Source organism: Gordonia humi (genome assembly GCF_014197435.1).
GTDB classification, from domain to species: Bacteria; Actinomycetota; Actinomycetes; order Mycobacteriales; family Mycobacteriaceae; genus Gordonia; species Gordonia humi.
The window spans coordinates 2,686,290-2,711,113 of the sequence record NZ_JACIFP010000001.1 but is presented as its reverse complement, the minus strand read 5'-3'; the positions used below and the strand labels follow the sequence as shown (position 1 = coordinate 2,711,113).

Here is a 24,824-nt window from a genome sequence, read left to right as displayed (position 1 = left end):
GTCTCAGCTCCGGCGCGGCGACCTCAGCGCGGTCGCCGCGCACGCACCCGCGACCACGGCCAGCGCGACGACGACCAGCGCGGTCGCGTCCCAGCCGTATCGGGTGAACACCAGACCGGCGGCCCACCCGACGACGCTCGATCCCCCGTAGTAGAAGAGGTTGTACATCGACGCCGCCTGGGCGCGCCCCACCGTCGCGCGGGCGGCCGACCATCCGGATGCGATCGAGTGCGCTCCGAAGAAGCCGACGGTCAGTATCACGAGACCGACGATGATGACCGGCAGCGAGTCGACGAGGGTGATGAGCACACCGACGATCATGATCACGATGGCCGTCAGCAGCACCGGCAGCCGTCCGCGCGTGCCCGCGATCGCTCCCGCTCGGCGCGACGACCACGTTCCGGCGAGATAGGCCAGGAAGAGGAAGGCGATCAGCGAGCTGGGCAGCAGGAACGGCGGAGCCTTCAGCCGGAACGACAGGTAGTTGTAGACGGTGACGAAACCTCCCATGAGCAGGAAGCCCTGCAGATAGAGCGCGAGCATCGCCGGAGAGCGCAGGTTCAGCCACAGCACACGCGACAGGGGTCGACGATCGGCGCGTGCCGTGCGCACGAACCCACGCGGTCGCGGTGTCAGGACCATGAACGCGGCGGCGGCCGACGCCGACAACGCGACCACCACACCGACACCCCAGCGCCAGTCGATCCACCCCGTGACGGGCGCGGCGACGAGCCGACCGAGCAGCCCGCCGACCGTCGTGCCGGAGATGTAGGTGCCTGCCGCGACCGCCGTGTGCGACGGTGCGATCTCCTCCTGCAGATAGGTCATCGCGATCGCGGGCAGCCCGCCGAGCGCGGCGCCCTCCAGCGCACGCAGCACGAGAAGGCCGGTGAAGTTCGGGCAGAGGGTGACCGCGAGACCGAAGACCGTCGCGGCGATCAGCGAGTACCGCATGGCGGGCAGACGCCCGATCCGATCGGCCACCACCGACCACGGCAGGACCGCCGCGGCCAGCCCGAGCGTCGCCACCGAGATGAGCAGAGCGGACTGATCGGCACCGACCCGCAGGGAATCGGAGATCTCCGGGAGGATCCCCTGCGGCGAGTACAGCTGCGCGAACGTCGCGACACCCGCACAGGCCAGCGCCAGCAGGACACGGCGATACTCCGGCGACCCCTTCGCGTGGCCGCCCCAGTCCCGACTCTCCACTCCACTGAACGTCTGTGTCACGTACCGCAACGCTACGAGCAGCGACCGTATAGCACCAATGCATCGATTGACGTAATGAAATACGATATCGACATGAATAGCGAGGTGGTGACATCCGCGCTGCGGGAGGTGCTCGCGGACCTTCCGTACCTCGTGGCGGTCGCCGAGACCGGCGGGGTCACGGCGGCCGCCGACGAACTGGGTGTGCCGCAGCCGACCGTCAGCCGCGGACTTCAACGGCTCGCCGATCGTCTGGACGCGCCGATGATCGTGCGCAGCGGCCGCGGCGTCGAACTCTCGCCGGAGGCGGTCGAGTTCCTGCCGTACGCCCAGCGTGCGGTCGACACCGTCCGGTCCGGTATCGAGGCCACCGGCGCGCGAGCCGACCAGCGCGCGAACACGGTGTCGTTGGCGTTCCAGAACGACATGGGCCGGGTGGTGATCCCGGCACTGCTGCGGGCGGTCCTCGCCCGGCGTCCGGGCACGGACTTCGATCTGCGACAGGGATCACGCACGCTGTGCACCGACGCGCTGGAGTCCGGCGGGATCGACGCGGCGATCGTGTCGCCGCCGTACGACGGCGACCTCGACGTCGAGACCGCGCGGTTGTTCGCCGAGCCGCTGGTGCTCGCGGTGCCCGCCGGGCATCGTTTCGCCCATCGAACCCGCATCCGACTCGACGAGCTGACCGACGAGCACATGCTGCAGTTGCGGCCGGAGTTCGGTCTGCGCGGCCATGTCGACCGGCTGCTCGCCGCGGCCGGTGCGACACCGGTCCGCGGTTTCGAAGGCGAGGATCTGCACACTCTCCGCGGACTCGTCGCGGTGGGTCTGGGCGTGGCGATCCTTCCGCCGGCCGCGCCGACGCCCGCGGGCATCGTCGAGGTCGCGATCGCCGACACCGCGGCGCACCGCGAGATCGGTGTCTCGTGGCCGCGCGATGCGGTGTTCTCCCCCGCCGCTCAGACCACCATCGACGTCGCCGCACGGACGTCGAGCTGGCTTCCGTGACTCACCGGCCCGCCGGTCGAGTCCCCGTCCCGCGGTCCAGCGCGGCGGCGATCACCTGGACGAGATGCTGCGCGGGCAGATCGGCGAGGTCGGCGACCTGCGTGCGGCACGAGAAGCCGTCGGCGAGGATCTGCCGGTCCGGACTCGCAGCGGCCTTCGCGAGGATCCCCTCCCGTGCGATCTTCTCGGAGATCTCGTAGTGGCCCTTCTCCATGCCGAAGTTGCCCGCCAGACCACAGCAGCCCGCGGAGACCTCGACGTCGCAGCCCATCGCGGCGAGGATCGTCCGGTCGGCCTCGTAGCCCATGATCGCGTAGTGGTGGCAGTGCGGCTGCGCCAGCAGCTTCTCGTCGGCGCGGGGCGGCGTCCAGCCGATGTCGACCAGGAACTCGGCGACCGTTCGCACCGCCTGTGCCAGTTCGGCGGCGCGCGGATCGTCGCCGAGGAGTTCGACGAGGTCCGACCGCAGCGTGGCCGTGCAGCTCGGTTCCAGACCGATCACCGTGCGACCGGCCCGCACATGCGGCAGGAGCAGGTCGACCGTCTTCCGCAGTCTCGCCTTGGCCGCCGTCAGCTGGCCGGTGGAGATCAGGGTGAGGCCGCAGCACGCGCCGGGGGCGGCGATCTCGACGTCGCATCCCGCGGCGGTCAGCACCCGCAGCGCCGCCCGCGGGATGTCCGGCGCCAACGCGTCGGAGAACGAGTCGACCCACAGCACCGCTTTCGGTCCCGCCGTCGGCGGCACCGGCCGCCGAGCCGCCCGCGTCCGGCGGAACGGCACGGCGGGCAGCTCCGGCAGTGAGCGCCTGGTGTCCGCACCGATCGTCGTCATCATCGCCCGCCGCATGAACGGCACCCGGCCGATACGGTTCAGGGCCGGCCCCATCGGGCCGACCAGGCGCAGCCACTGCGGGAGCCTGCCCAACGTGTAATGACTTCGCGGGCGACGTCGCCCCTGGTAGGTGCGGTGCAGGGTCTCAGACTTGAACATGGCCATGTCGATGCCGGTCGGGCAGTCGGTGGCGCACGCTTTGCAACTCAGGCACAGGTCCAGCGCCCGGTGCACGTCAGGTGAGGCCCACCCCCGGGTGATCGTCGACCCGTTGGCCATCTCCTGCAGCGCCCGCGCGCGACCACGCGTCGAGTCCTTCTCATCACGCGTCGCCGTGTAGGAGGGGCACATGAATCCGCCCTGCTCGCGCATGTCGGCACGGCATTTGCCGACGCCGACGCACCGGTGCACGGCCGTGGTGATGTCGCCGCCGTCGCGAGAGAACGAGAAGCCGTCGCCCGCGATCAGCGGCAGCGCCTGCGGTCGACGGAGATCGGCGTCGAGCGACGCGGGACGCACGACGACACCCGGGTTCAACACGTCGTCGGGATCGAACAGGTTCTTGAACGCCGCCATCAGCGCGAGCGCGTCCGGGCTGTACATGACCGGCAACAGCTCCGACCGTGCGCGGCCGTCACCGTGTTCGCCCGACAGCGACCCGCCGTGGTCGGCGGCCAGGGCCGCGGCCCGTTCCAGGAACCGGCGCATGCCCCGACCGTCGTGATCGAGCGGGAAGTCGATGCGGACGTGGACGCAGCCGTCGCCGAAGTGACCGTACGCCAGACCGGACACGCCCTCGGCGGCCATCAGCGCTTCGAGGCCGCGCAGGTAGTCGCCCAGCCGCTCGGGCGGCACCGCCGAATCCTCCCACCCCGGCCACGCCTGCTCCCCCGTGGCCGTCCGCCCGGCCAGACCCGCACCGTCGGCACGGATCTGCCACAGTCGCGTCGCGTCCGGGCCCGCCGGAAGAACGACGGCGTCGACGGCCGCCGAGGCCGCGACCAACGTCTCGGCGGCGGCAATCGCCTCCTCCGATGTCGCGCCGCCGACCTCCACCATCAGCCAGCCGCCGCCCGCGGGCAGGGTCGGCACACCCCCGCCGGCGGCCCGTCGCACCACGTCGACCAGTTGGGCGTCGAGGCCCTCCAACGCCAGCGGCTCCGCGGGCAGCAGATTCGGCACGTCGTCGGCCGCCGTCGGCATGTCCGGATATCCGAGGACGGCCAGTGCGGGAGCGGGCGCCCGTGGCACCAGGCGGACCGTCGCCTCGAGGAGGATGCCGCAGGTGCCCTCCGTGCCGGTGAGCGCGGCGGCCAGGTTCCGGCCGTTCTCCGGCAGGAGATGCTCGAGCGAGTACCCGGATATCTGGCGACCGAAGCGACCGAACTCGCGACGCAGCACCGCGAGGTCGCCCGTGACGAGCTCGTCGAGTCCGGGTACCGCGTCGAAGGCGTCGGCGCCGGAGCCGACGGTGAGGATCTCGCCGCGCCCGGTGAGCCAGGTCAGCGAGACCACGTTGTCGGCGGTGCGCCCGTACGAGAGACCGTGCGGACCGCACGCGTTGTTGCCGATCATCCCGCCGATCGTGCAGCGGGTGGCCGTCGACGGATCGGGGCCGAACCGCAGACCGTGCGGCCGCGCGGTTCCCTGCAGCCTGCTCAGGATCACCCCCGGTTCGACGACGGCGGTGGCCGTCTTCGGATCGATCGAGATCACCCGGTCCAGGTGCCGTGAGAAGTCGATCACCACACCGGGACCGACCGCGTTGCCCGCGCACGACGTTCCGCCGCCGCGCGCGGTCACCGCGACGCCGTGGCCGATCGCGATCCGCACCGCTGTGACCACCTGATCGCGAGTGCGCGGGGTGACGATCACCTCCGGTGTCACCCGGTAGTTGGACGCGTCGGTCGAGTAGATCGATCGGCTCAGCCGCGAATCGTCGACGGCGCCCGGCAGCGCGGCGACGAGGTCGGCGACGAGCGCCTCGGTCGCCTGGCCGCGCTGTGGATGAGCGGAGGTCGCGGTCATGCGGTGAAGTCCTGGTTCTCGACATGGGTCGGTGTGGTCACTGGAGTACCAGTGTGCGCGGGATCTCAGCGCGCCGCGCAGCGGCCCCGGGGGTCGCCCCTCGGCGCTGTCGGACCGAGATCGGGTCGTCGTCGACGGAGCCGCCGTACCCGCATCTGTCGATATCGCCGCCGTCCGTCCGTCACCATGGTGTCGGGCCGCTCGGGTTCGGCGAGACACACTGGAGGAATCATGAAGTACGCACTGCTTCTCATGGGACACGTCGACGATCCCGCGTGCGGCGAGGACGGCTGCGCGAAGCCGGAGGACTTCTTCGCCTTCGACCAGGAGATCACCGCGGCCGGCGTGGTCGTCAGCTCATTCGCGCTCGAAGACGAGCGAGTCGTCGTGCACACCGACGACGCGGGCGAGCGGGTCGTGGCGTCGTCGGGTCCGTTCGCGGAGGTCCAGGAGTTCGTCGGCGGCGGCTACATCATCGACGTCGACGACGTCGACGAGGCGATCGCGTGGGCCAGACGCAGTCCGGGCTCCGCGGCCGGCGGACACGTGGAGATCCGTCCGCTGGCCCCGTACTGAGTCCGTGTCCGATGCGACGCAGCGGGCGCTGGCGGCCGTCGACCACGACGGTCGCTCCCGCTTGCTGGCGACATTGACCAGGCAGTTCGGTGATCTCGATCTCGCCGAGGACGCGCTCCAGGACGCCCTGGCCCAGGCGCTGGTGTCCTGGCCCGAGTCCGGAGTCCCGCGATCTCCTGTCGCGTGGCTGACGACGACCGCGCGCCGCAAGGCGCTCGACGTCGTCCGCCGCGACGCGGTTCTGGCGACCAAGCTCGCGCGGCTTCGCGATGAGGCGTCGCGGGCGCCGAATCCGTCCGGTGGCGAGGAGGCGGTCCCCGACGATCGACTCGGCATGTTCTTCGCGTGCACGCACCCGGTGCTGCGACCGGAGGATCGCATCGCCCTGATGCTGCGATTCGTGGGCGGCCTCTCGACGGTCGAGGTGGCTCACGCCCTCCTGACCCCGACCGCGACGGTCCAGCAGCGGATCGTGCGCGCCAAGAAGCGGATCCGCGCACTGGGCGTCCCCTTCACACCGCCGCGGACCGACGATCTGCCCGACCGGATCGACGGCGTCCTCCGAGTGGTCTACCTGCTGTTCTCGGAGGGTTTCGCGCGCTCGACCGGCCGGGCGCACGTCGACGACGATCTGACGGCCGAGGCCGTCCGGCTCGCACGGCTGCTGCATCGACTCCTGCCGACCGCGGAGACCACCGGGCTCCTCGCTCTGCTGTTGCTGACGCAGGCGCGACGACCCGCTCGCACCACCGCGGACGGCATCCCGGTTCCCCTCGCCGACCAGGACCGCAGTCGGTGGATCGGCGACCTGATCGTCGAGGGGCTCGCCCTCGCCGAGTCGGCGGCCGGATCCCGCGGCGCGGGGCCGTACGCGATTCAGGCGTCGATCGCCGCGGTTCACGCCGAGGCCCGGACCGCCGACGACACCGACTGGTCGCAGATCGCCGTCCTCTACAGACTGCTGCAGGACCACGATCCCGGCCCGGTGGTCCGCGTCGGCCGCGCCGTCGCGGTGGGTCGCGCGTTCGGCCCGCACCGAGGACTCGATCTGCTCGACGCGCTGCGCGAGGAGCCCGCACTCGCCCGCTATCGCCCGTTCCACATCGCGCGGGCCATCACTCTGGCCGAGGTCGGCGACTCCGACGGCGCCGCGGCGGCCTATCGCCGTGCGCTGGAGCTCCCCGGGAACACGGCCGAGGACGACTTCCTCGCCGACGCGCTCGACGAGTTCGGCGACCGGTCTCCGGACAGTTGACGAGTCGGATCGGAAACGGATCGGTGGGCTCCTCGGCGGCGCGCTCGCAGGCGAGGGCGGTTCGGGCGCCCGCTCAGGCCCGCGGATCGACGATGATCTTGACGTGCTCCTCGTTGTGGTGGATCAGCTGGTCGTACCCCTCGGACACCAGGGTGTCCAGCGAGATGCGACCGGTGATGAACGGAGCGAGGTCGATCTTCCCGCTCTGGACCAGAGCGATGGTCGCGGGATGATCGTTGGAGTAGCCGATGGTGCCGCGCAGGTCGATCTCCTTGAGCACCAGTGTCGGCATGTCGACCTCCGGCTTGTGGCCCCAGATGGAGACGTTGACGATCACCGCGCCGGGACGTACCGCATCGAGCAGCATGTCGAGCACCACGGGGACGGACGAGCACTCGAACCCCACGTCGGCGCCCGCGCCGCCGGTCAGTTCGCGGACCCGCTCGGCGACGTCGCCGTCGCGCGGATCGAGCACCTCGTCGGCGACGCCCGTCGTACGCGCCATCTCCTTACGCGCCTCGGACAGCTCGGAGACGAACACGGTGAGCCCCTCGGCCTTGAGCACCGCCGCGGTCAGCAGACCGATCGGACCCGCGCCGCCGACGACGGCCGTCTGTCCGGCGCGCGCACCGGATCGGACGTAGGCGTGATGGCCCACCGACAACGGCTCGATGAGGGCTGCCTGGTCGAGTGGGATGTCGCCGACCGGATGCACCCACCGTCGCTGCACGACGATCTTCTCCGCGAGCCCGCCGCCGCGGCCGCCCAATCCGATGAAGTTCATGTCCTTGGACAGCTGGTAGTCCTGGCCCGGACCGGTGTCGACGTCGTCGGCGATGATGTACGGCTCCACCACGACGCTCTGGCCGACCTCGAGGTCGGCGACACCCTCGCCGAGAGCGGTGACGGTGCCGGAGAACTCGTGGCCGATCACCACGGGGGCGTCCTCCCCGGAGATCGGGTGCGGACAGCCGGTCGGCGGAATGAAGATGGGGCCTTCGAGGAACTCGTGCAGATCGGTGCCGCAGATGCCGCACCAGGCGACGTCGATGGCCACGCTGCCCGGCATGAGCTGCGGTTCGGCGACGTCTTCGATACGGATGTCGTTGCGGGCGTAGTAGCGTGCTGCTCTCATGAGGCCACGGTAGGACCCGTGAGAGGCGTCACACCAGACTGCAACCCCTTGCAACCCCCGGGCCGACACGGTGCTTGAATCGACCACCGAGTCCCGTCGACCGTCCGCATCGAGCAGTGATTAGAGGATCATGTCCGCCCCCGACCGCCTCTGGTATGTCAGCTACGGCTCCAACCTGTGCGCCGATCGGCTCGCCTGCTATCTGCGCGGCGGCCGCCCCGACGGCGGACTGCGCGACTATCCGGGCGCCCGCGACCCGGCGCCGCCGGTCGACTCCCGCGCCGTGACGCTTCCAGGCGGGATCTTCTTCGCCGGCGAGTCTCGGACCTGGCGCGGCGGCATGGCCTTCTACGATCACACCGTCGCGGGCCCCGCTCCCGCCGCCGCGTATCTGATCACCGTCGAACAGTTCGCGGACGTGGCCGCGCAGGAGTCCGACCGCGAGCCCGTCGCCGACGGTCCCGTCGAGGCGGCCGTACGCGATCCCCGGCTGCTGCGCGACGACGGCGACACGCACGTCGTCGACGACGGCCTCTACGGACGCCTCCTGCGCGTCGCGACCGTCGACGGCGTCCCGGCGCTGACGTTCACCTCGGTCCACGGCACCGACTCCGTCGACCACACCGCGCCGAGCACGGCGTATCTCGCGATGATCGGCCGCGGCCTGCGCGAGACGCACGGGTGGACCGACGACCGGATCGCCGCGTACTTCGCCGCTCGAACGCTTGCGAACTCAGCCCGCTGACCGACACGGGGCGTTAGGGTCGGGTCCGTGACCTCCTCCACCGATTCCGCCGACCGCGTCACCCTCCGAGTCCTGGTGTACTCCGACAATGCGGGGACGCGCCGCGAAGTCATCGGTGCGCTGGGCACCACCCTGCACCCCGACCTTCCGGAGCTGGCCTTCGTCGAGGTCGCGACGGCCCCGATGCTGCTCTCGCACCTCGACTCGGGGACCGTCGACGTCGCGATCCTCGACGGGGAGGCCGCTCCCGCGGGCGGTATGGGCATGGCCAAGCAGATCCGCGACGAATACGATCCGTGCCCGCCGATGGTGGTGCTGATCGCCCGCCGGGACGACCGGTGGCTCGCCGACTGGTCGCGCGCCGACGCGACAGCTCGGGTTCCGGTCGATCCTCTGGAGCTCTCGCGCACCCTCGTCGACCTTCTGCGCTGACACTCGCCTCGGCCCGCATCCACTCGGGCACTCGAAACGACCTCGACGGTCGTTTCGAGTGCCCGAGTGCGAACAGACCCCGGTCCCGGTCGCCGGAAGCGCACACGGCTCCGGTGCCGCGTCGCCGCCGGATCGCATAGTCCCAGCGCAGGACGATGTTCCCCTGCGGTTAGCCGAAACCTCCCACCCCGCACACCTTTCCGTGAGTAGGGTGTGGTCAGAGTCACACAACGCCGAATGGTAGTGGAGGGCTTCGAGGCATGAACGCATACGGACCGATACTGGTGCTGGCGGCCATCGCTGCAGTCTTCGCGATCGTCTCCGTGGTCATCGCCTCGATCGTCGGACCGCGCCGCCGCAACGCCGCCAAACTCGCCGCCTACGAGTGCGGCATCGAACCGTTGCCGCCAGCCGCCGATCTCGTCCAGCGTTTCCCGGTGAAGTACTACCTGACCGCGATGCTGTTCATCATCTTCGACATCGAGATCGTCTTCCTCTACCCGTGGGCCGTCGCCTCGGAGAGTCTCGGCTGGTTCGGACTCGTCGCGGTGGCCCTGTTCATCGTCAACGTGTCCGTCGCCTACGCCTACGAGTGGCGTCGCGGCGGACTCAGGTGGGATTGATTGTGGGAATCGAAGAGAAACTCCCCGGCGGGGTGCTGCTGACGACGGTCGAGAAGCTCGCCGGATTCATTCGCAAGGGCTCCCTGTGGCCCGCGACGTTCGGCTTGGCGTGCTGTGCCATCGAGATGATGGCCTCGACCTCCGGCCGCTACGACATCGCCCGTTTCGGCATGGAAGCCTTCCGCGCGTCGCCGCGCCAAGCGGATCTGATGATCGTCGCCGGTCGGGTGAGCCAGAAGATGGCGCCGGTGCTGCGGCAGATCTACGACCAGATGGCCGAACCGAAATGGGTGCTGGCGATGGGTGTCTGCGCATCGTCGGGCGGCATGTTCAACAACTACGCGATAGTGCAGGGCGTCGACCACGTGGTGCCCGTCGACATCTACCTGCCGGGCTGCCCGCCGCGCCCGGAGATGCTCCTCAACGCGATCCTCACGCTGCACGAGCAGATCGGCCGGATGCCGCTCGGCGTGCACCGGGAGGACGCCGTCCGTGCCGCCGAGCAGGCCGCCCTCGAGACCAAGCCGACCATCGAGTTCACAGGACTCCTCCGGTGAGCGGGGAGATCTCGACCGGGCGCGAGCGCCCGGAGACCATCGGTGTCCGCCACGGCCTGTTCGGCGCCTCGGGCAGCGGCGACACCTCCGGATACGGCGGCCTCGTCGCCCCGGTCACCATGCCCGGCAGCACCACCCGACCGTTCGGGGGCTACTTCGACGAGGTAGCCGATCTGCTCGCACGGGCGCTCGAGGCCCGCGGTGTCTCCTACGACGACGCCGTCGAGAAGGTCGTGATCTACCGCGACGAGATGACGATCCACGTGGCCCGAACACATCTGCAGCCGGTGGCCGCGACGCTGCGGGACGAACCGTCGCTGCGCTTCGAACTGTGTCTCGGCGTCTCGGGCGTGCACTATCCCGACGACGTCGGCCGCGAACTGCACGCGGTGTACCCGCTGCGGTCGATCACCCACGGCCGCGCGGTGATGCTCGAGACCTGCGCCCCCGACGACGACAGGCACCTTCCGAGCCTGTTCGCGATCTATCCGACCACCGACTGGCACGAACGCGAGACCTACGACTTCTTCGGTCTGATCTTCGACGGCCACCCGTCGCTGACGCGCATCGAGATGCCCGACGACTGGGAGGGACACCCGCAGCGCAAGGACTACCCGCTCGGCGGCATCCCGGTCGAATACAAGGGCGCCACCGTGCCGCCGCCGGATCAACGGAGGTCGTACCACTGATGTCCGAATCCACCAGCACCGAATCCACCTTCACCGTGTCCGGTACCGATTGGGCGGACATCGTCTCCGCCGTCGCCGACCGCGCCGCCGAGACCTCCGCCGACGAGCGGATCGTGGTCAACATGGGGCCGCAGCATCCGTCGACGCACGGCGTCCTGCGTCTCATCCTGGAGATCGAAGGCGAGACCGTCACCGAAGCCCGCTGCGGAATCGGCTTCCTGCACACCGGAATCGAGAAGAACCTCGAGTTCCGAACGTGGACGCAGGGAGTCGCGTTCGTGACTCGGATGGACTACCTGTCGCCGATGTTCAACGAGGTCGCCTACTGTCTGGCGGTCGAGAAGCTGCTGGGCGTCACCGACGACATACCGCCCCGCGCGAGCGTCATCCGCGTGATCCTCATGGAGCTCAACCGCATCGCCTCGCATCTGGTCGCGCTGGCGACCGGCGGCATGGAGCTCGGTGCGGTGACCCCGATGTTCCTCGGCTTCGGGGCCCGCGAGAAGATCCTCGACGTCTTCGAGGAGATCAGCGGCCTGCGCATGAATCACGCGTTCGTCCGCCCCGGCGGAGTGGCCGCCGATCTGCCCGAGGGCATCGTCCCCAGAATCGCGACACTGCTCGACGAGCTGCCCGAGGACATCGGCGACGTCGAGGCGCTGCTGAGCGAGAACTACATCTGGAAGGCCCGCACCAAAGGCGTCGGCTACCTCGACTTGACCGGCGCCATGGCGCTGGGCGTCACCGGTCCGGTGCTGCGGTCGACGGGCCTGCCCTACGATCTGCGCAAGAGCGCGCCCTACTGCGGATACGAGGACTACGACTTCGACGTCGTGACCGACACCGCCTGCGACTCCTACGCGCGGTACGCGATCCGCATCGAGGAGATGAAGCAGTCCATCGCCATCGTGCGGCAGGCGTTGGACAAGCTCGAACCGGGGCCGGTCATGATCGCCGACCGCAAACTCGCCTGGCCCGCCGACCTCGCCGTCGGACCGGATGGCTACGGCAACTCCCCCGAGCACATCGCCGAGATCATGGGCATGTCGATGGAATCGCTGATCCACCACTTCAAACTCGTCACCGAGGGGATGCGCGTTCCGGCGGGCCAGTGTTACGTCTGCATCGAATCGCCGCGCGGGGAGCTCGGCGTCCACATGGTGTCCGACGGCGGGACCCGGCCGTACCGGGTCCACTTCCGCGACCCGTCGTTCACCAATCTGCAGGCGGTCGCGGCCATGTGCGAGGGCGGTCTGATCGCCGATGTGATCACCTCCGTCGCCAGTATCGATCCGGTGATGGGAGGCGTCGACCGATGAGTGCGGAACCGATTCCCCACGAGCCGATCCCGCTCGTGTTCTCCACCTCAGCGCCGACACCGCCGATCGAGTTCGCCGGTCCCGACGCGTACCCGAGCGACGTCCGCGAGCGGCTCCGCACCGAAGCCGACGAGATCGTCGCCCGCTATCCGCAGTCGAGGTCGGCGCTGCTCCCCCTGCTGCATCTGGTGCAGAGCGTCGACGGGTACCTGACCCGTGCGGGCATCACGTTCTGCGCGGACCGTCTGTCGCTGACCACCGCGCAGGTCGCATCGGTCGCCACCTTCTACACGATGTATCGCCGCGAACCGACCGGCGACTACCTGGTCGGGGTATGCACCAACACGCTGTGCGCGGTGATGGGCGGCGATGCGATCGCGGCGAGCCTGACCGAGAAGCTGGGCGTCGACGACGGCGGTACCACCGACGACGGCGCGATCACCTACGAGCGGATCGAGTGCAACGCGGCGTGCGATCACGCCCCGGTCGTGATGGTGAACTGGGAGTTCTACGACGCGCAGACGCCCGAGTCGGCGGCGCGACTGGTCGACGACCTGCGCGCGGGCGCACCGCCCGCGCCGAGCCGCGGCACGCCGTCGTTGTGCACCTTCCGCCAGACCGCGCGGCTCCTGGCCGGACTGACCGAGGAGCTGCCGTGATCGCCATCGATCTCCCGACCCCCGGCGCCGAACCCGCGCGGACTCCGGTCCTGTCCCGTCATTGGTCCGACGACGAGCCGTGGCTCCTGCGCAACTATGTGGACGGCACCGGATATCAGGGACTCAAGGCGGCCCTGCAGATGGAACCCGACGCGGTGATCGACCTGATCAAGTCGTCGGGGCTGCGCGGACGCGGCGGCGCGGGCTTCCCGGTCGGCATGAAATGGTCGTTCATCCCGCAGGGCGACGGCAAACCCCACTACCTGGTGGTGAACGCCGACGAGTCCGAGCCCGGCACCTGCAAGGACATGCCGCTCATGCTGGCGACGCCGCACACGCTGGTCGAGGGAGTGATCATCGCCGCGTACGCGATCCGTGCACGGCACGCGTTCATCTATGTGCGCGGCGAAGTCGCCTCGGTGATCCGTCGGCTGCGCACCGCCGTCGCCGAGGCCTACGGGATCGGGCTTCTCGGGAAGAACATCTTCGGCTCCGGCTTCGACCTCGATCTGATCGTGCACGCCGGTGCGGGAGCGTACATCTGCGGTGAGGAGACCGCGCTCCTGGACTCCCTCGAAGGACGCCGCGGCCAACCCCGGCTGCGCCCGCCGTTCCCGGCCAGCGAGGGCCTGTACGCGAGTCCCACCGTGGTGAACAACGTCGAATCGATCGCGAGCGTTCCGGCGATCCTGCGCAACGGCGTCGACTGGTTCCGCGAGATGGGCACGGAGAAGTCGCCGGGATTCACGCTGTACTCGCTGTCCGGCCACGTCGAGCGGCCCGGCCAGTACGAGGCGCCGCTCGGGATCACCCTGCGCGAACTCCTCGACCGCGCGGGCGGGATCCGGGCCGGCCACGAGCTCAAGTTCTGGACGCCGGGCGGATCGTCGACACCGATGTTCACCGCCGAGCACCTCGATGTGCCGCTCGACTACGAGGGCGTGGGTGGGGCCGGGTCGATGCTCGGCACCAAGGCGATCCAGCTGTTCGACGAGACGACGTGCGTGGTGCGCGCGGTGCTGCGGTGGACCGAGTTCTACAAGCACGAATCGTGCGGCAAGTGCACCCCGTGCCGCGAGGGCACGTACTGGATGGTGCAGATTCTGCGGCGCATCGAGGACGGTACCGCGACCGCCGAGGACATCGGTCTGTTGGAGGAGACCACCGGCACCGTCGTCGGGAAGAGTTTCTGCGCCCTCGGCGACGGCTCGGGCAGCCCGATCACGTCCTCGCTCAAGTACTTCCGCGACGAGTACGAAGCACATCTGGCAGGCGGGTGTCCGTTCGATCCGGCGGCCTCGACCGTGTTCGCGAAGGGAGCTCCGGCATGACCGACACCGTCGACACCGATCTGGTGCACCTGACGATCGACGGCACCCCCGTCTCGGTCCCGCCGGGAACCCTGGTGATCCGCGCCGCCGAGACGATCGGCGTCGACATCCCCCGCTTCTGCGACCATCCCCTGCTCGACCCGGTCGGCGCCTGCCGCCAATGCCTCGTCGACATCGAGGGCATGCGCAAACCGATGGCCTCGTGCACCACCGTCGTCAGCCCCGACATGGTGGTACGCACCCAGCACACCTCGCTCGAGGCCGCGTCGGCCCAACGCGGCGTCATGGAACTCCTGCTGATCAACCATCCGCTCGACTGCCCGACCTGCGACAAGGGCGGCGAGTGTCCGCTCCAGAATCAGGCGATGTCGGCCGGACGGCCGGTGTCCCGGTTCGGCGGCACCAAGCGGACCTACACCAAGCCGGTCCCACTCTCGTCCGAAGTCCTCCTCGACCGAGAACGCTGCGTCCTCTGCGCGCGGTGCACCCGATTCTCCGAGCAGGTGGCCGGCGATCCGCTCATCGAACTCGCCGATCGCGGTGCACTGCAGCAGGTCTCCGCGTACGCCGACGACCCGTTCGAATCGTACTTCTCCGGGAACACCGTGCAGATCTGTCCGGTCGGTGCGCTGACCGGCGCCGCCTACCGGTTCCGGTCGCGCCCGTTCGACCTGGTCTCGACGCCGAGCGTCTGCGAGCACTGCGCGTCCGGGTGCGCACAGCGGACCGATCACCGCCGCGGGCAGGTGCTGCGGCGCATGGCCGGCGACGATCCGGAGGTGAACACCGAGTGGAACTGCGACAAGGGCCGATGGGCGCACCGGTACGCCACGCGGGCCGATCGCATCACCGCCCCGATGGTCCGGGGCGACGACGGTGTGCTGGCGCCGACGTCCTGGCCGCACGCGCTGGCCGTCGCCGCGCGCGGACTCGCCGGGGTGCGCGCCGGCGTGCTGGTCGGCGGGCGCGCCACCGTCGAGGACGCCTACGCGTACGGAAAGTTCGCGCGAACCGTGCTGGGCACCTCCGACGTCGACTTCCGGGCCCGCTCCGCCTCGGACGAGGAGACCGACTTCCTCGCCGCGCACGTCGCGGGCAGCGGTATCGGCGTCACCTACGCGGATCTGGAGTCGGCGCCGGTCGTCGTCCTCGCCGGCTTCGAACCCGAGGAGGAGTCGCCGATCGTCTTCCTGCGGCTGCGTCGCGCCGTCCGCAGACACGGCCTCCGTGTCCATGCGATCGCGCCGTGGAGCAGTCCCGGCGTACAGAAGCTCGCGGGCGTCCTGCACCCGTGCGTGCCCGGCGACGAAGCCCAGACCCTGGTGTCCGACGACGTCGCCGCGGTCCTCGCCGAACCCGGCGCGATCCTCGTCGTCGGCGAACGGCTGGCGGCGAGCCCGGGTGCGCTGACCGCGGCCGCCGCGGCCGGCGCCCGGCTGGCCTGGATCCCCCGCCGAGCCGGTGAACGCGGCGCCCTCGACGTCGGTGCGGCGCCGAATCTGCTCCCGGCCGGTCGGCCGGTGTCGTCGGCGCGGGCGCGCGCCGAGCTCGCCGAGATCTGGGGTGCCGACGTTCCCGAGGCGCCGGGCCGATCCACCCCGGCGATCCTCGACGCACTCATCGACGGGAGCCTGCACGCCGCGGTGATCGGCGGCGTCGAGATCGACGACCTTCCGGATCCCGAACTCGCCGAGAAGGCGCTGCGTGCCGCGTCGTTCGTGGTGAGCCTGGAGCAGCGGGCCGGTGCGGTGACCGCGCTGGCCGACGTGGTGTTCCCCGTCGCCGCCGTCCAGGAGAAGGCCGGCACATTCGTCGACTGGGAGGGCCGACCGCGTCCGTTCGACGCCGCCGTCCCCGCCGAATCGGGCAGTGTGCCGCTCTCCGATCACCGAGTGCTGCACGCACTCGCCGCCGAGACGGGCGTCGACCTGCGCTGCGACACCGTCGCCGCCGTCCATGACGAGTTCGCGCGGATCGGCGCCTGGGGCGGCCCCCGGCACGAGGCCGCTGCCGCCTCCTCCGATCGACCGCCCGCTGCCGATCGAGCCCCGTCCTCCGATCGAGCGGCGTCCAGACCCACCGCCGTCCTCGCCTCGTGGCGGATGCTCCTCGACCTGGGTCGCATGCAGGACGGCGAGGAGCACCTGGCGGGCACCGCGCACCGCCCCGTCGCGCGGTTGTCCGCCGCGACGGCCTCCTCGGTCGGCGTCGCCGACGGTGAGCCGCTGACCGTCTCCACCGATCGCGGCTCCATCACGCTGCCGCTGGTCGTGACCGACATGGTCGACGGCGTCGTGTGGGTGCCGATGAACTCACCCGGCTCCCGCCTGTATCCGACGCTGGGCGCCGGACCGGGCCAGACCGTGACGATCGGGGACGCGCCATGATCGTCGCGGCCACCGAGTTCCCCGACCTGCACGACTTCGGGCGCGACCCGTGGTGGCTGGTGCTGGCCAAAGCACTCTGCATCTTCGTGTTCCTCGTGTTGACCGTCCTGGCGGCGATCCTCATCGAACGCAAGATCATGGCGCGAATGCAGACCCGCCTCGGCCCGAACCGCGTGGGCCCCAAGGGGATCCTGCAGTCGTTGGCCGACGGTGTGAAGCTCGCCCTCAAGGAGGGGCTGACCCCGATCGGCGTCGACAAGGTGATCTACCTGTTGGCTCCGGTGGTCGCGGTGATCCCGGCGATCACCGCGTTCGCCGTCATCCCGATGGGGCCGCAGGTGTCGGTGTTCGGGCATCGCACGCCGCTGCAGCTCACCGATCTGCCGGTGGGAGTGCTCTACGTTCTGGCGATCACCTCGATCGGCGTGTACGGCATCATCCTCGCCGGATGGGCGTCCGGGTCGACGTACCCGCTGCTCGGCGGTCTTCGCTCCACGGCGCAGGTCATCTCCTACGAGATCGCGATGGGACTCTCCTTCGCCGCGGTGTTCCTGCTCTCGTCCACCATGTCGACGTCGGAGATCGTCGGCGGCCAACGCCACCACTGGTACGTGCTGCTGGTGCTGCCGTCGTTCGTGATCTATCTGATCTCGATGGTCGGTGAGACCAACCGCGCCCCGTTCGACCTCCCCGAAGCCGAAGGCGAACTGGTCGGCGGCTTCCACACCGAGTACTCCTCGCTGAAGTTCGCCATGTTCATGCTCGCCGAGTACATCAACATGGCGACGGTGTCGGCGCTGGCCACCACCTTGTTTCTCGGCGGCTGGCAGGCACCGTGGCCGATCAGCGTCTGGGACGGCGCCGACTCGGGCTGGTGGCCACTGATCTGGTTCACCGCCAAGATGTGGTGCTTCCTGTTCATGTTCTTCTGGCTGCGGACCGCGCTGCCGCGCCTGCGCTACGACCAGTTCATGAATCTCGGCTGGAAGGTGCTCATCCCGATCGCCCTCGGCTGGGTGATGGTGGTCGCCGTCATCGACCAGGCCACGCGCGCACAGTCCGAACTGGTGACCTCCCTGATCCTCGCGGCCGCGGGCGTCTGTGTGACCGGTCTGCTCGTGTACGCGATCGCCCGCATGAACCGGGCCGGATCGCCCCGGCGGTCGAGCCGAGTCGAGACTCCCCCTCCCCCGCAGCAGCCCTTCGATCCGATGGCCGGCGGCTTCCCGGTCCCACCGCTGCCCGGTCAGACCCTGCCCGATCTCGCTCTCGATCAGAAAGGAGCCCCGTGATGCCCGACATTCCTGACCCCCTGCGCCCCGTCGCCGGATTCGGCACGACGTTCGCATCCATGTTCCGCACGCCGATCACCGAGCAGTATCCCGAGGAGCGCAAGCCCGCACCCCCGCGGTACCACGGCCGCCATCAGCTCAACCGATACGACGACGGCCTCGAGAAGTGCATCGGCTGCGAACTGTGCGCATGGTCGTGTCCGGCGGACGCGATCTACGTCGAAGGCGCCGACAACACCGACGAGGAACGGTACTCGCCGGGCGAGCGCTACGGCCGCGTCTACCAGATCAACTACCTGCGGTGCATCGGCTGCGGCCTCTGCATCGAGGCGTGTCCGACCCGGGCCCTGACGATGACCGGCGACTACGAGATGGTCGGCACGAGCCGCGACGAGATGATCTACGAGAAGGATCGGCTCCTGGCTCCGCTCACGGACGGGATGACGGCGCCGCCTCATCCGATGGCCGAGGGATCGCGCCCGGAGAACTACTATCGCGGTGAGATATGAGCACCGTCCTGGCGGCCGCGCTGGATCAGACCTCCGGCACCGAGGCGGTCACCTTCTGGATCCTGGGCGTCGTCGTGGTGATCGGCGCCCTCGGCGTGATCCTGAGTCCGAAAGCCGTCTATTCGGCGGTGTTCCTGGCGATGACGATGATCATCTTCGCCGTCTTCTACGTGATGCAGGGTGCGCTGTTCCTCGGCGTCGTCCAGGTCGTGGTGTACACGGGCGCGGTGATGATGCTGTTCCTGTTCGTGCTGATGCTGATCGGCGTCGACTCGTCGGACTCGCTCGTCGAAGCGGTGCGCGGGCAGCGGCTGGTGGCGACCGTCCTGGCCGTCGGCTTCGGCGTTCTGCTGGTCGCCGCGATCGGGTCGGCGACGGTGGCGCCCTTCGTCGGGGCACCCGACCTGAGTCACGGCACGTCGCCGGGCGGCGGCAACGCGAATGTGCGGGCACTGGCCGAGATCATCTTCACCCGCTACCTGTGGGCGTTCGAGTTGACCGGCGCGTTGCTGATCACGGCGACGCTCGGTGCGATGGTGCTGGCGCATCGCCGTCGGGTCGGTCCGGCGCGCGGTCAGCGGGAGATGTCGATCGAGCGATTCAAGCGAGGCGGACACGTGACGCCGCTGCCCGCCCCGGGCGTCTACGCGCGGCACAACGCGGTCGACATCCCGGGTCGTCTTCCCGACGGCAGTCCGTCGCGGCTCTCGGTCAATCAGCGTCTCACTCCGCGTGATGTCGACGCGGCCCGCCAGGTTCGGGCCGCCGAGCGAGCGGAGCAGTCGTGAACCCCGTCAACTACCTCTACCTGTCCGCGATCGTCTTCGCGATCGGCGCGGCCGGAGTCCTGCTGCGGCGCAACGCGATCGTCGTGTTCATGTGCGTCGAGCTGATGCTCAACGCGGCCAACCTGGCGTTCGTGACGTTCGCCCGCATGCACGGCAGCTTCGACGGTCAGGTGATCGCGTTCTTCACCATGGTCGTGGCCGCGGCCGAAGTGGTGATCGGGTTGGCCATCATCATGACGATCTTCCGGACGCGCAGGTCGGCGTCGGTCGACGACGCCGACCTGTTGAGGCGGTGACGGCATGGACCAGGCACTCACCGGACATCTGCTCTGGTTGATCCCCGCGCTCCCCGCGATCGGCGCTGCGGTCGTGCTGATCGCGGGTCGTCGTACGCAGGCGTGGGCACACTTTCTGACCACCGCACTGGTGTCGACGTCCGCTGTGCTGGCGATCGTCATGTGGATCGGGATGATCGGGCGCGACGGCCCGGACAAGGCGGCCACCAGCGATCTGTACTCGTGGGTGCCGGTCGGTCAGTTGCAGGTCGATTTCGGGATGCGTCTGGACCAACTGTCGATGTGCTTCGTCCTGCTGATCACCGTCGTCGGATCACTCATCCACGTCTATTCGATCGGCTACATGCGCAGTGGCGACTCCCCTCGCTCCGCTCGACCGGACCCCGACCGCCACCGTTTCTTCGCCTACCTCAACCTGTTCGTCGCGGCGATGCTGATCCTGGTGCTCGCGAACAACTATCTCGGGCTGTATCTCGGTTGGGAGGGCGTGGGTGTCGCGTCGTACCTGTTGATCGGGTTCTGGCAGCACAAGCCGGCCGCGGCCACCGCCGCGAAGAAGGCGTTCGTGATGAACCGGGTCGGCGACATGGGCCTGGCGATCGCCATGATGCTGATGTTCTCCACGTTCGGCTCGGTGAACTTCGACGACGTGTTCGCACAGGCGTCCACCGCGAGCGAGGCGACGCTCACGGGCATCGGATTCATGCTGCTGCTGGCCGCGTGCGGCAAGTCGGCGCAGGTGCCGCTGCAGGCGTGGCTGGGCGACGCGATGGAGGGTCCGACGCCGGTGTCGGCGCTGATCCACGCCGCGACGATGGTCACCGCGGGCGTCTATCTGATCACGCGTTCGGGACCGCTGTTCGACCTCGCTCCCAACGCGCAGACCGGCGTCGTCGTGGTCGGTGCGGTGACCCTGCTGTTCGGTGCGATCGTCGGCTGCGCCAAGGACGACATCAAGAAGGCGCTGGCCGCGTCGACCATGAGTCAGATCGGCTACATGGTGCTGGCCGCCGGGCTCGGACCGGCGGGCTACGCGTTCGCGATCATGCACCTGCTCACGCACGGTTTCTTCAAAGCCGGGCTGTTCCTCGGCGCGGGCTCGATCATGCACGCGATGGACGATGAGACCGATATGCGCCGCTTCGGCGGCCTGTGGCGGGTCATGCCGATCACGTTCGTCACGTTCGGGCTCGGCTACCTGGCGATCATCGGGATCCCGCCGTTCTCCGGGTTCTTCTCCAAGGACGGGATCATCGAGGCCGCCCTCGCCGCGGGCGGCGCACGCGGGGTGCTCCTCGGCGGGGCCGCGATCATCGGCGCCGCGGTCACCGCGTTCTACATGACGCGCGTGATGGTCATGACGTTCTTCGGGCCGCGGCGGTGGAATACCGGGGCGAGCGAAGCGAGGGGGGATGGTACCGGTCCGCATCCTCACGAGTCCGGCGGCTCCATGACCGCCCCGATGATCGTGTTGGCCGTCGGTTCGGTCGCGGCGGGCGGGCTCCTCGCGATCGGCGGCACGCTGAAGGACTGGCTGGCGCCGGTGGTCGGCGAGGCTCCCGAGCATCACGGCGGTCTGCCGGTGTGGGGCATCACGGTGATCGTGCTGGTGTGCGTCGTCGCCGGTGCCACGGTCGCGTGGGCGCAGTACGGTCGTGCGCCGATTCCGCTGACCGCTCCCGACCACGTGTCGCCGCTGACTCGCGCGGCGCGCGCCGACCTGTACGGCGACGCGTTCAACGAGAACGTGGTCGTCGCGCCGGGAGCGGTGGCGACCACGGCGCTGGTCGCGGTGGAAGACCGCGGTCTCGGCGCCGTGCCGTCCGGGATCGGTACGGCGATCACCGAGGCCTCGGAGATCACCCGGCGGGCGCAGAACGGATTCGTGCGGTCGTACGCGTTGTCGATTCTGGCGGGCACCGTGGTGATCGCCGCCCTGACCTTGGCGGTGAACGTACTGTGACGATGCCCTGGCTCACCGTGTTGTGGCTTCTGCCCGCGGTCGCGTCGGCGGTCGTGATGTTTCTGCCCGCCGATCGGGCCGTGCAGGCCAAGATCACCGGGGTCGGCGCGTCGCTCGTGGTCCTGGTCTGGGCGGTGATCGTCGCGTTCCGCTTCGACTCGGGCGGCGGGCGATTCCAGATGACCGAGGACGTCAGTTGGATCCCGGCGTTCGGTGCTCGCTATTCGCTGGGTCTGGACGGTCTCGGTCTGGCGCTGATCCTGCTGACCGTGGCCTTGACTCCCCTGCTTCTGGTGGCCGGGTGGCGCGACGCCGACGGCGGACGCGGAAAGTCGGTGCACATCTACGTCGCGCTGCTCCTCGCGGTGGAGGCGATGGTGTTGATGAGCTTCGTCGCCACCGACGTGCTGCTGTTCTACATCTTCTTCGAGGCGATGCTCGTCCCGATGTACTTCCTGATCGGCGGATTCGGGTCCGACGGTATGGGGGTGCGTCCGCAGCGTTCGCGCGCGGCGGTCACCTTCCTGCTCTACAACCTGCTGGGCGGGCTGATCATGCTCGCCGCCGTGATCGGGCTGTACGTCGTCGCGGGCGGATTCGACTTCATCGCGATCGCGCGGGACGTGCGCAGCGGCGCTCTCGAGATGTCGCCGACGACGCAGAACCTGTTGTTCGGCGGCTTCGTGTTCGCGTTCGCGGTGAAGGCGCCGCTGTGGCCGCTGCACACCTGGCTGCCGAATGCAGCGGTCTCCACGACACCTGCCGCCGCGGTGATGATGATGGCGGTGATGGACAAGGTCGGCACGTTCGCGATGCTGCGCTTCTGCATCGGACTGTTCCCGGACGCGTCGGAGACCTTCGCGCCCGCACTGTGCACGCTCGCGGTGATCAGCATCGTCTACGGCGCGGTGATGGCGATCGGCCAACGCGATGTGATGCGGTTGATCGCATACACGTCGATCTCGCATTTCGGGTTCATCGTGCTGGGAGTCTTCGCGTTGACCGCACAGGGACAGAGCGGGTCGGCGCTGTACATGGTGAACCACGGGATCTCCACGGCCGCACTCTTCCTGATCGCCGGGTTCCTAGTGTCGCGGCGCGGCAGCAGGCTGATCTCCGACTACGGCGGCGTCCAGAAGATCGCACCGGTGCTGGCGGGAACGTTCCTCGTCGCCGGACTCGCGACGCTCTCGTTGCCCGGTCTCGGCCCGTTCATCAGCGAGTTCCTGGTGCTGATCGGAACGTTCACGCGATATCCGGTGGCCGGGATCATCGCCTCGGTCGCGCTGGTCCTGTCGGCGGTCTACATCCTGTGGACGTATCAGCGGATGATGGGCGGGCCGCCGCGCGAGTCCGAGGCGCCGATCTCCGACCTCGGAGTGCGCGAGAAGGTCGTCGTCGTACCGCTGATCGCGGCGCTGCTGGTGCTCGGCTTCTTCCCGCGGCTGATCCTGGACTTCGTGAATCCCAGTGTCGAGGCGTCGGTCTCGATCGTGCAGGGAGGTGACCGATGATGGTGGGGCTGGATCTGCCGAGCATCGACTACTACCGGTTGGCGCCGATGCTGATCGTGTTCGGCGTCGCCGTGGTCGGTGTGCTGGTGGAGGCGTTCGCGCCGTCGGCGGCCCGGTACCGGACACAGTTGTCGCTCGCGTGCGCGGGCATCGTCGCGGCGATGGTGATGCTGGGCTTCGTCGCGCACACCTCGGCGGGCGATGCCCCGGCACGCCGCGTCCTGATGTCCGGCGCGGTCCTCGCCGACGGTCCGGCCCTGTTCGTGCAGGGACTGGTGCTCGTCGTGGCGCTCGGCGCGACGCTGTTCATGGGCGAACGGCGACTCGACCGCGTGTGGGCGCCGGTGGAGGTTCGGACCGCTGCGGGCGACCGCGTCTCCGTCGGCGGCGGACCCGACGAGGTGGTCGACGCCGACGACGCCGACCTCCCGGCCGACGCGTTCACCCCGTCGGGCGCCACGGTGCCCGGTTCGGCCGACGAACTGGCCGCGGGCCGGGCCGGTTTCCTGACCACCGAGGTGTATCCGCTGGCCTTGTTCGCCGTCGGCGGCATGATGCTGTTCGGTTCGTGCGGCGACCTGCTGACCATGTTCATCGCACTCGAAGTCCTCTCGCTCCCGCTGTACGTGTTGTGCGGGCTGGCGCGTCGTCGCAGACTGCTGTCGCAGGAGGCTTCGCTCAAATACTTCCTCCTCGGAGCGTTCGCCTCGGCGATCTTCCTGTTCGGCACGGCGTTCGCCTACGGCGCGAGCGGCTCCCTGTCGTTGCGCGACATCGGTGCGACGCTGCTGACCGATGACGATCGGACGTTCGCGGTCATCGCACTGTGTCTGCTGGCCGTCGGGCTGCTGTTCAAGGTGGGAGCGGTCCCGTTCGGCTCGTGGGTGCCCGATGTGTACCAGGGCGCGCCGACACCGGTGACGGCGTTGATGGCGTCGGCGACCAAGGCCGCCGCGTTCGGTGCACTGCTCCGGGTGCTGCACGTCGGATTCCCGGAGCTGGCCGACATCGCCCGTCCCGCGCTGTGGGCCGTGGCGATCGCGACCATGGTGGTCGCCACCGTGATGGCGGTGACGCAGGGCGACATCAAGCGCATGCTCGCCTATTCGTCCGTCAGCCACGTCGGCTTCGCGCTGGTGGGTGCCGTCACGATCACGTCGGCGGCGCTCGGCGCGACTCTGTTCTATGTCGCCGTGTACGCGGTGTCGGCGTTCGCGGGCTTCGCACTGCTGTCGGTGGTGCGCGACGCCGCCGGCCGCGAGGAGTCGACGATCGCCGCGTGGGCCGGACTCGGCAGGCGGCATCCGCTGGTGGGCGCGATGATGTCGCTGCTGTTGCTCTCGTTCGCGGGCATTCCGGTGACGGGCGGCTTCATCGCGAAGTTCGCCGTGTTCTCCGCGGCGGGCGATGACGGTGCGTGGCCGCTGGTGATCGTCGGCGTCCTGTGCAGTGCGATCGCCGCCTACTTCTACATCCGGGTCATCGTCGCGATGTTCTTCGCCGATCCGCCCGACGATGCGCCGACCGTCGTGACGCCGAGCCCGTTGACCACGGTCCCGATCGCGGTGGGCGTGGCCCTGACGCTCGTGCTGGGAGTGTTTCCGCAGTGGCTGCTCGATCTGGCCGATTCGGTAGCGAGCTTCGTCGGCTGAGGCGACCGACGCCGACGCGACG

22 protein-coding genes are annotated in these 24,824 nt (G+C 69.3%); 19 read left to right on the top strand and 3 right to left on the bottom strand.

Annotation, left to right across the window (positions count from 1 at the left end; all coding sequences use genetic code 11):
* Window positions 1-3: 3 nt before the first annotated feature.
* Window positions 4-1,230: an MFS transporter gene (locus BKA16_RS12340; RefSeq protein WP_183370929.1), complete on the bottom strand. Its 1,227-nt coding sequence runs from the start codon at window positions 1,228-1,230 to the stop codon at window positions 4-6.
* Between the two features lie 72 nt (window positions 1,231-1,302).
* Here BKA16_RS12340 and BKA16_RS12335 point away from each other — a divergent pair, with 72 nt between their 5' ends.
* Entirely contained in the window at window positions 1,303-2,220 is a 918-nt protein-coding gene (locus BKA16_RS12335; RefSeq protein ID WP_183370928.1) for a LysR family transcriptional regulator, read from the top strand.
* Window position 2,221: 1 nt separating this feature from the next.
* Here BKA16_RS12335 and BKA16_RS12330 read toward each other — a convergent pair whose 3' ends face one another.
* A complete protein-coding gene (locus BKA16_RS12330; RefSeq protein ID WP_183370927.1) occupies window positions 2,222-5,080 on the bottom strand; it encodes an FAD-binding and (Fe-S)-binding domain-containing protein in 2,859 nt (952 codons plus the stop codon).
* A gap of 231 nt (window positions 5,081-5,311) precedes the next feature.
* Between BKA16_RS12330 and BKA16_RS12325 the strand changes: the two genes are divergently transcribed.
* Window positions 5,312-5,656, top strand: coding sequence for a YciI family protein (locus BKA16_RS12325; protein WP_183370926.1), 345 nt, complete (start codon window positions 5,312-5,314; stop codon window positions 5,654-5,656).
* A gap of 4 nt (window positions 5,657-5,660) precedes the next feature.
* Complete coding sequence (locus BKA16_RS12320; protein ID WP_183370925.1) at window positions 5,661-6,911, top strand: DUF6596 domain-containing protein; 1,251 nt, start codon at window positions 5,661-5,663, stop codon at window positions 6,909-6,911.
* 73 nt (window positions 6,912-6,984) lie between these two features.
* On the opposite strand, the gene BKA16_RS12315 is transcribed toward BKA16_RS12320, so the two are convergent.
* Window positions 6,985-8,046 carry a 2,3-butanediol dehydrogenase gene (locus BKA16_RS12315; RefSeq protein ID WP_183370924.1) on the bottom strand — a complete coding sequence of 354 codons (1,062 nt, stop codon included), beginning with the start codon at window positions 8,044-8,046 and terminating at the stop codon, window positions 6,985-6,987.
* Window positions 8,047-8,176: 130 nt separating this feature from the next.
* Between BKA16_RS12315 and BKA16_RS12310 the strand changes: the two genes are divergently transcribed.
* The 16 genes from BKA16_RS12310 to nuoN all read left to right on the top strand — a co-directional run bounded on the left by BKA16_RS12310 (window position 8,177) and on the right by nuoN (window position 24,802).
* A complete protein-coding gene (locus BKA16_RS12310; RefSeq protein ID WP_183370923.1) occupies window positions 8,177-8,791 on the top strand; it encodes a histone deacetylase in 615 nt (204 codons plus the stop codon).
* A gap of 27 nt (window positions 8,792-8,818) precedes the next feature.
* Window positions 8,819-9,223, top strand: a complete 405-nt coding sequence (locus tag BKA16_RS12305; protein ID WP_183370922.1) for a hypothetical protein — start codon at window positions 8,819-8,821, stop codon at window positions 9,221-9,223.
* A 260-nt stretch (window positions 9,224-9,483) separates the two neighbouring features.
* The gene (locus tag BKA16_RS12300) at window positions 9,484-9,846 is read left to right on the top strand and encodes an NADH-quinone oxidoreductase subunit A (protein ID WP_183370921.1); all 363 of its coding nucleotides are present in this window, start codon (window positions 9,484-9,486) and stop codon (window positions 9,844-9,846) included.
* Window positions 9,847-9,848: 2 nt separating this feature from the next.
* Window positions 9,849-10,403, top strand: coding sequence for an NADH-quinone oxidoreductase subunit NuoB (locus BKA16_RS12295; RefSeq protein ID WP_183370920.1), 555 nt, complete (start codon window positions 9,849-9,851; stop codon window positions 10,401-10,403).
* A complete protein-coding gene (locus BKA16_RS12290; protein WP_183370919.1) occupies window positions 10,400-11,092 on the top strand; it encodes an NADH-quinone oxidoreductase subunit C in 693 nt (230 codons plus the stop codon). The genes BKA16_RS12295 and BKA16_RS12290 overlap by 4 nt, the downstream gene beginning before the upstream one ends.
* Complete coding sequence (locus BKA16_RS12285; RefSeq protein WP_183370918.1) at window positions 11,092-12,411, top strand: NADH-quinone oxidoreductase subunit D; 1,320 nt, start codon at window positions 11,092-11,094, stop codon at window positions 12,409-12,411. The genes BKA16_RS12290 and BKA16_RS12285 overlap by 1 nt, the downstream gene beginning before the upstream one ends.
* Window positions 12,408-13,070, top strand: a complete 663-nt coding sequence (gene nuoE, locus BKA16_RS12280; RefSeq protein WP_183370917.1) for an NADH-quinone oxidoreductase subunit NuoE — start codon at window positions 12,408-12,410, stop codon at window positions 13,068-13,070. The genes BKA16_RS12285 and nuoE overlap by 4 nt, the downstream gene beginning before the upstream one ends.
* The gene (gene nuoF, locus BKA16_RS12275) at window positions 13,067-14,401 is read left to right on the top strand and encodes an NADH-quinone oxidoreductase subunit NuoF (protein ID WP_183370916.1); all 1,335 of its coding nucleotides are present in this window, start codon (window positions 13,067-13,069) and stop codon (window positions 14,399-14,401) included. Before nuoE ends, nuoF begins: the two co-directional genes overlap by 4 nt.
* Window positions 14,398-16,788 carry an NADH-quinone oxidoreductase subunit G gene (locus BKA16_RS12270; protein ID WP_183370915.1) on the top strand — a complete coding sequence of 797 codons (2,391 nt, stop codon included), beginning with the start codon at window positions 14,398-14,400 and terminating at the stop codon, window positions 16,786-16,788. The genes nuoF and BKA16_RS12270 overlap by 4 nt, the downstream gene beginning before the upstream one ends.
* Window positions 16,785-18,080 (top strand): NADH-quinone oxidoreductase subunit NuoH, encoded by a 1,296-nt coding sequence (nuoH, locus tag BKA16_RS12265; RefSeq protein ID WP_183370914.1) that lies wholly within the window; start codon window positions 16,785-16,787, stop codon window positions 18,078-18,080. The genes BKA16_RS12270 and nuoH overlap by 4 nt, the downstream gene beginning before the upstream one ends.
* The gene (gene nuoI / locus BKA16_RS12260) at window positions 18,080-18,589 is read left to right on the top strand and encodes an NADH-quinone oxidoreductase subunit NuoI (RefSeq protein WP_183370913.1); all 510 of its coding nucleotides are present in this window, start codon (window positions 18,080-18,082) and stop codon (window positions 18,587-18,589) included. The genes nuoH and nuoI overlap by 1 nt, the downstream gene beginning before the upstream one ends.
* Window positions 18,586-19,377: an NADH-quinone oxidoreductase subunit J gene (locus BKA16_RS12255; RefSeq protein ID WP_183370912.1), complete on the top strand. Its 792-nt coding sequence runs from the start codon at window positions 18,586-18,588 to the stop codon at window positions 19,375-19,377. The genes nuoI and BKA16_RS12255 overlap by 4 nt, the downstream gene beginning before the upstream one ends.
* Window positions 19,374-19,673 (top strand): NADH-quinone oxidoreductase subunit NuoK, encoded by a 300-nt coding sequence (gene nuoK / locus BKA16_RS12250; RefSeq protein ID WP_183370911.1) that lies wholly within the window; start codon window positions 19,374-19,376, stop codon window positions 19,671-19,673. Before BKA16_RS12255 ends, nuoK begins: the two co-directional genes overlap by 4 nt.
* 4 nt (window positions 19,674-19,677) lie before the next feature.
* Window positions 19,678-21,636, top strand: coding sequence for an NADH-quinone oxidoreductase subunit L (nuoL, locus tag BKA16_RS12245; RefSeq protein WP_183370910.1), 1,959 nt, complete (start codon window positions 19,678-19,680; stop codon window positions 21,634-21,636).
* Window positions 21,633-23,150 carry an NADH-quinone oxidoreductase subunit M gene (locus BKA16_RS12240; protein WP_183370909.1) on the top strand — a complete coding sequence of 506 codons (1,518 nt, stop codon included), beginning with the start codon at window positions 21,633-21,635 and terminating at the stop codon, window positions 23,148-23,150. The genes nuoL and BKA16_RS12240 overlap by 4 nt, the downstream gene beginning before the upstream one ends.
* Window positions 23,147-24,802 (top strand): NADH-quinone oxidoreductase subunit NuoN, encoded by a 1,656-nt coding sequence (gene nuoN / locus BKA16_RS12235; RefSeq protein ID WP_183370908.1) that lies wholly within the window; start codon window positions 23,147-23,149, stop codon window positions 24,800-24,802. Before BKA16_RS12240 ends, nuoN begins: the two co-directional genes overlap by 4 nt.
* Window positions 24,803-24,824: the final 22 nt, after the last annotated feature.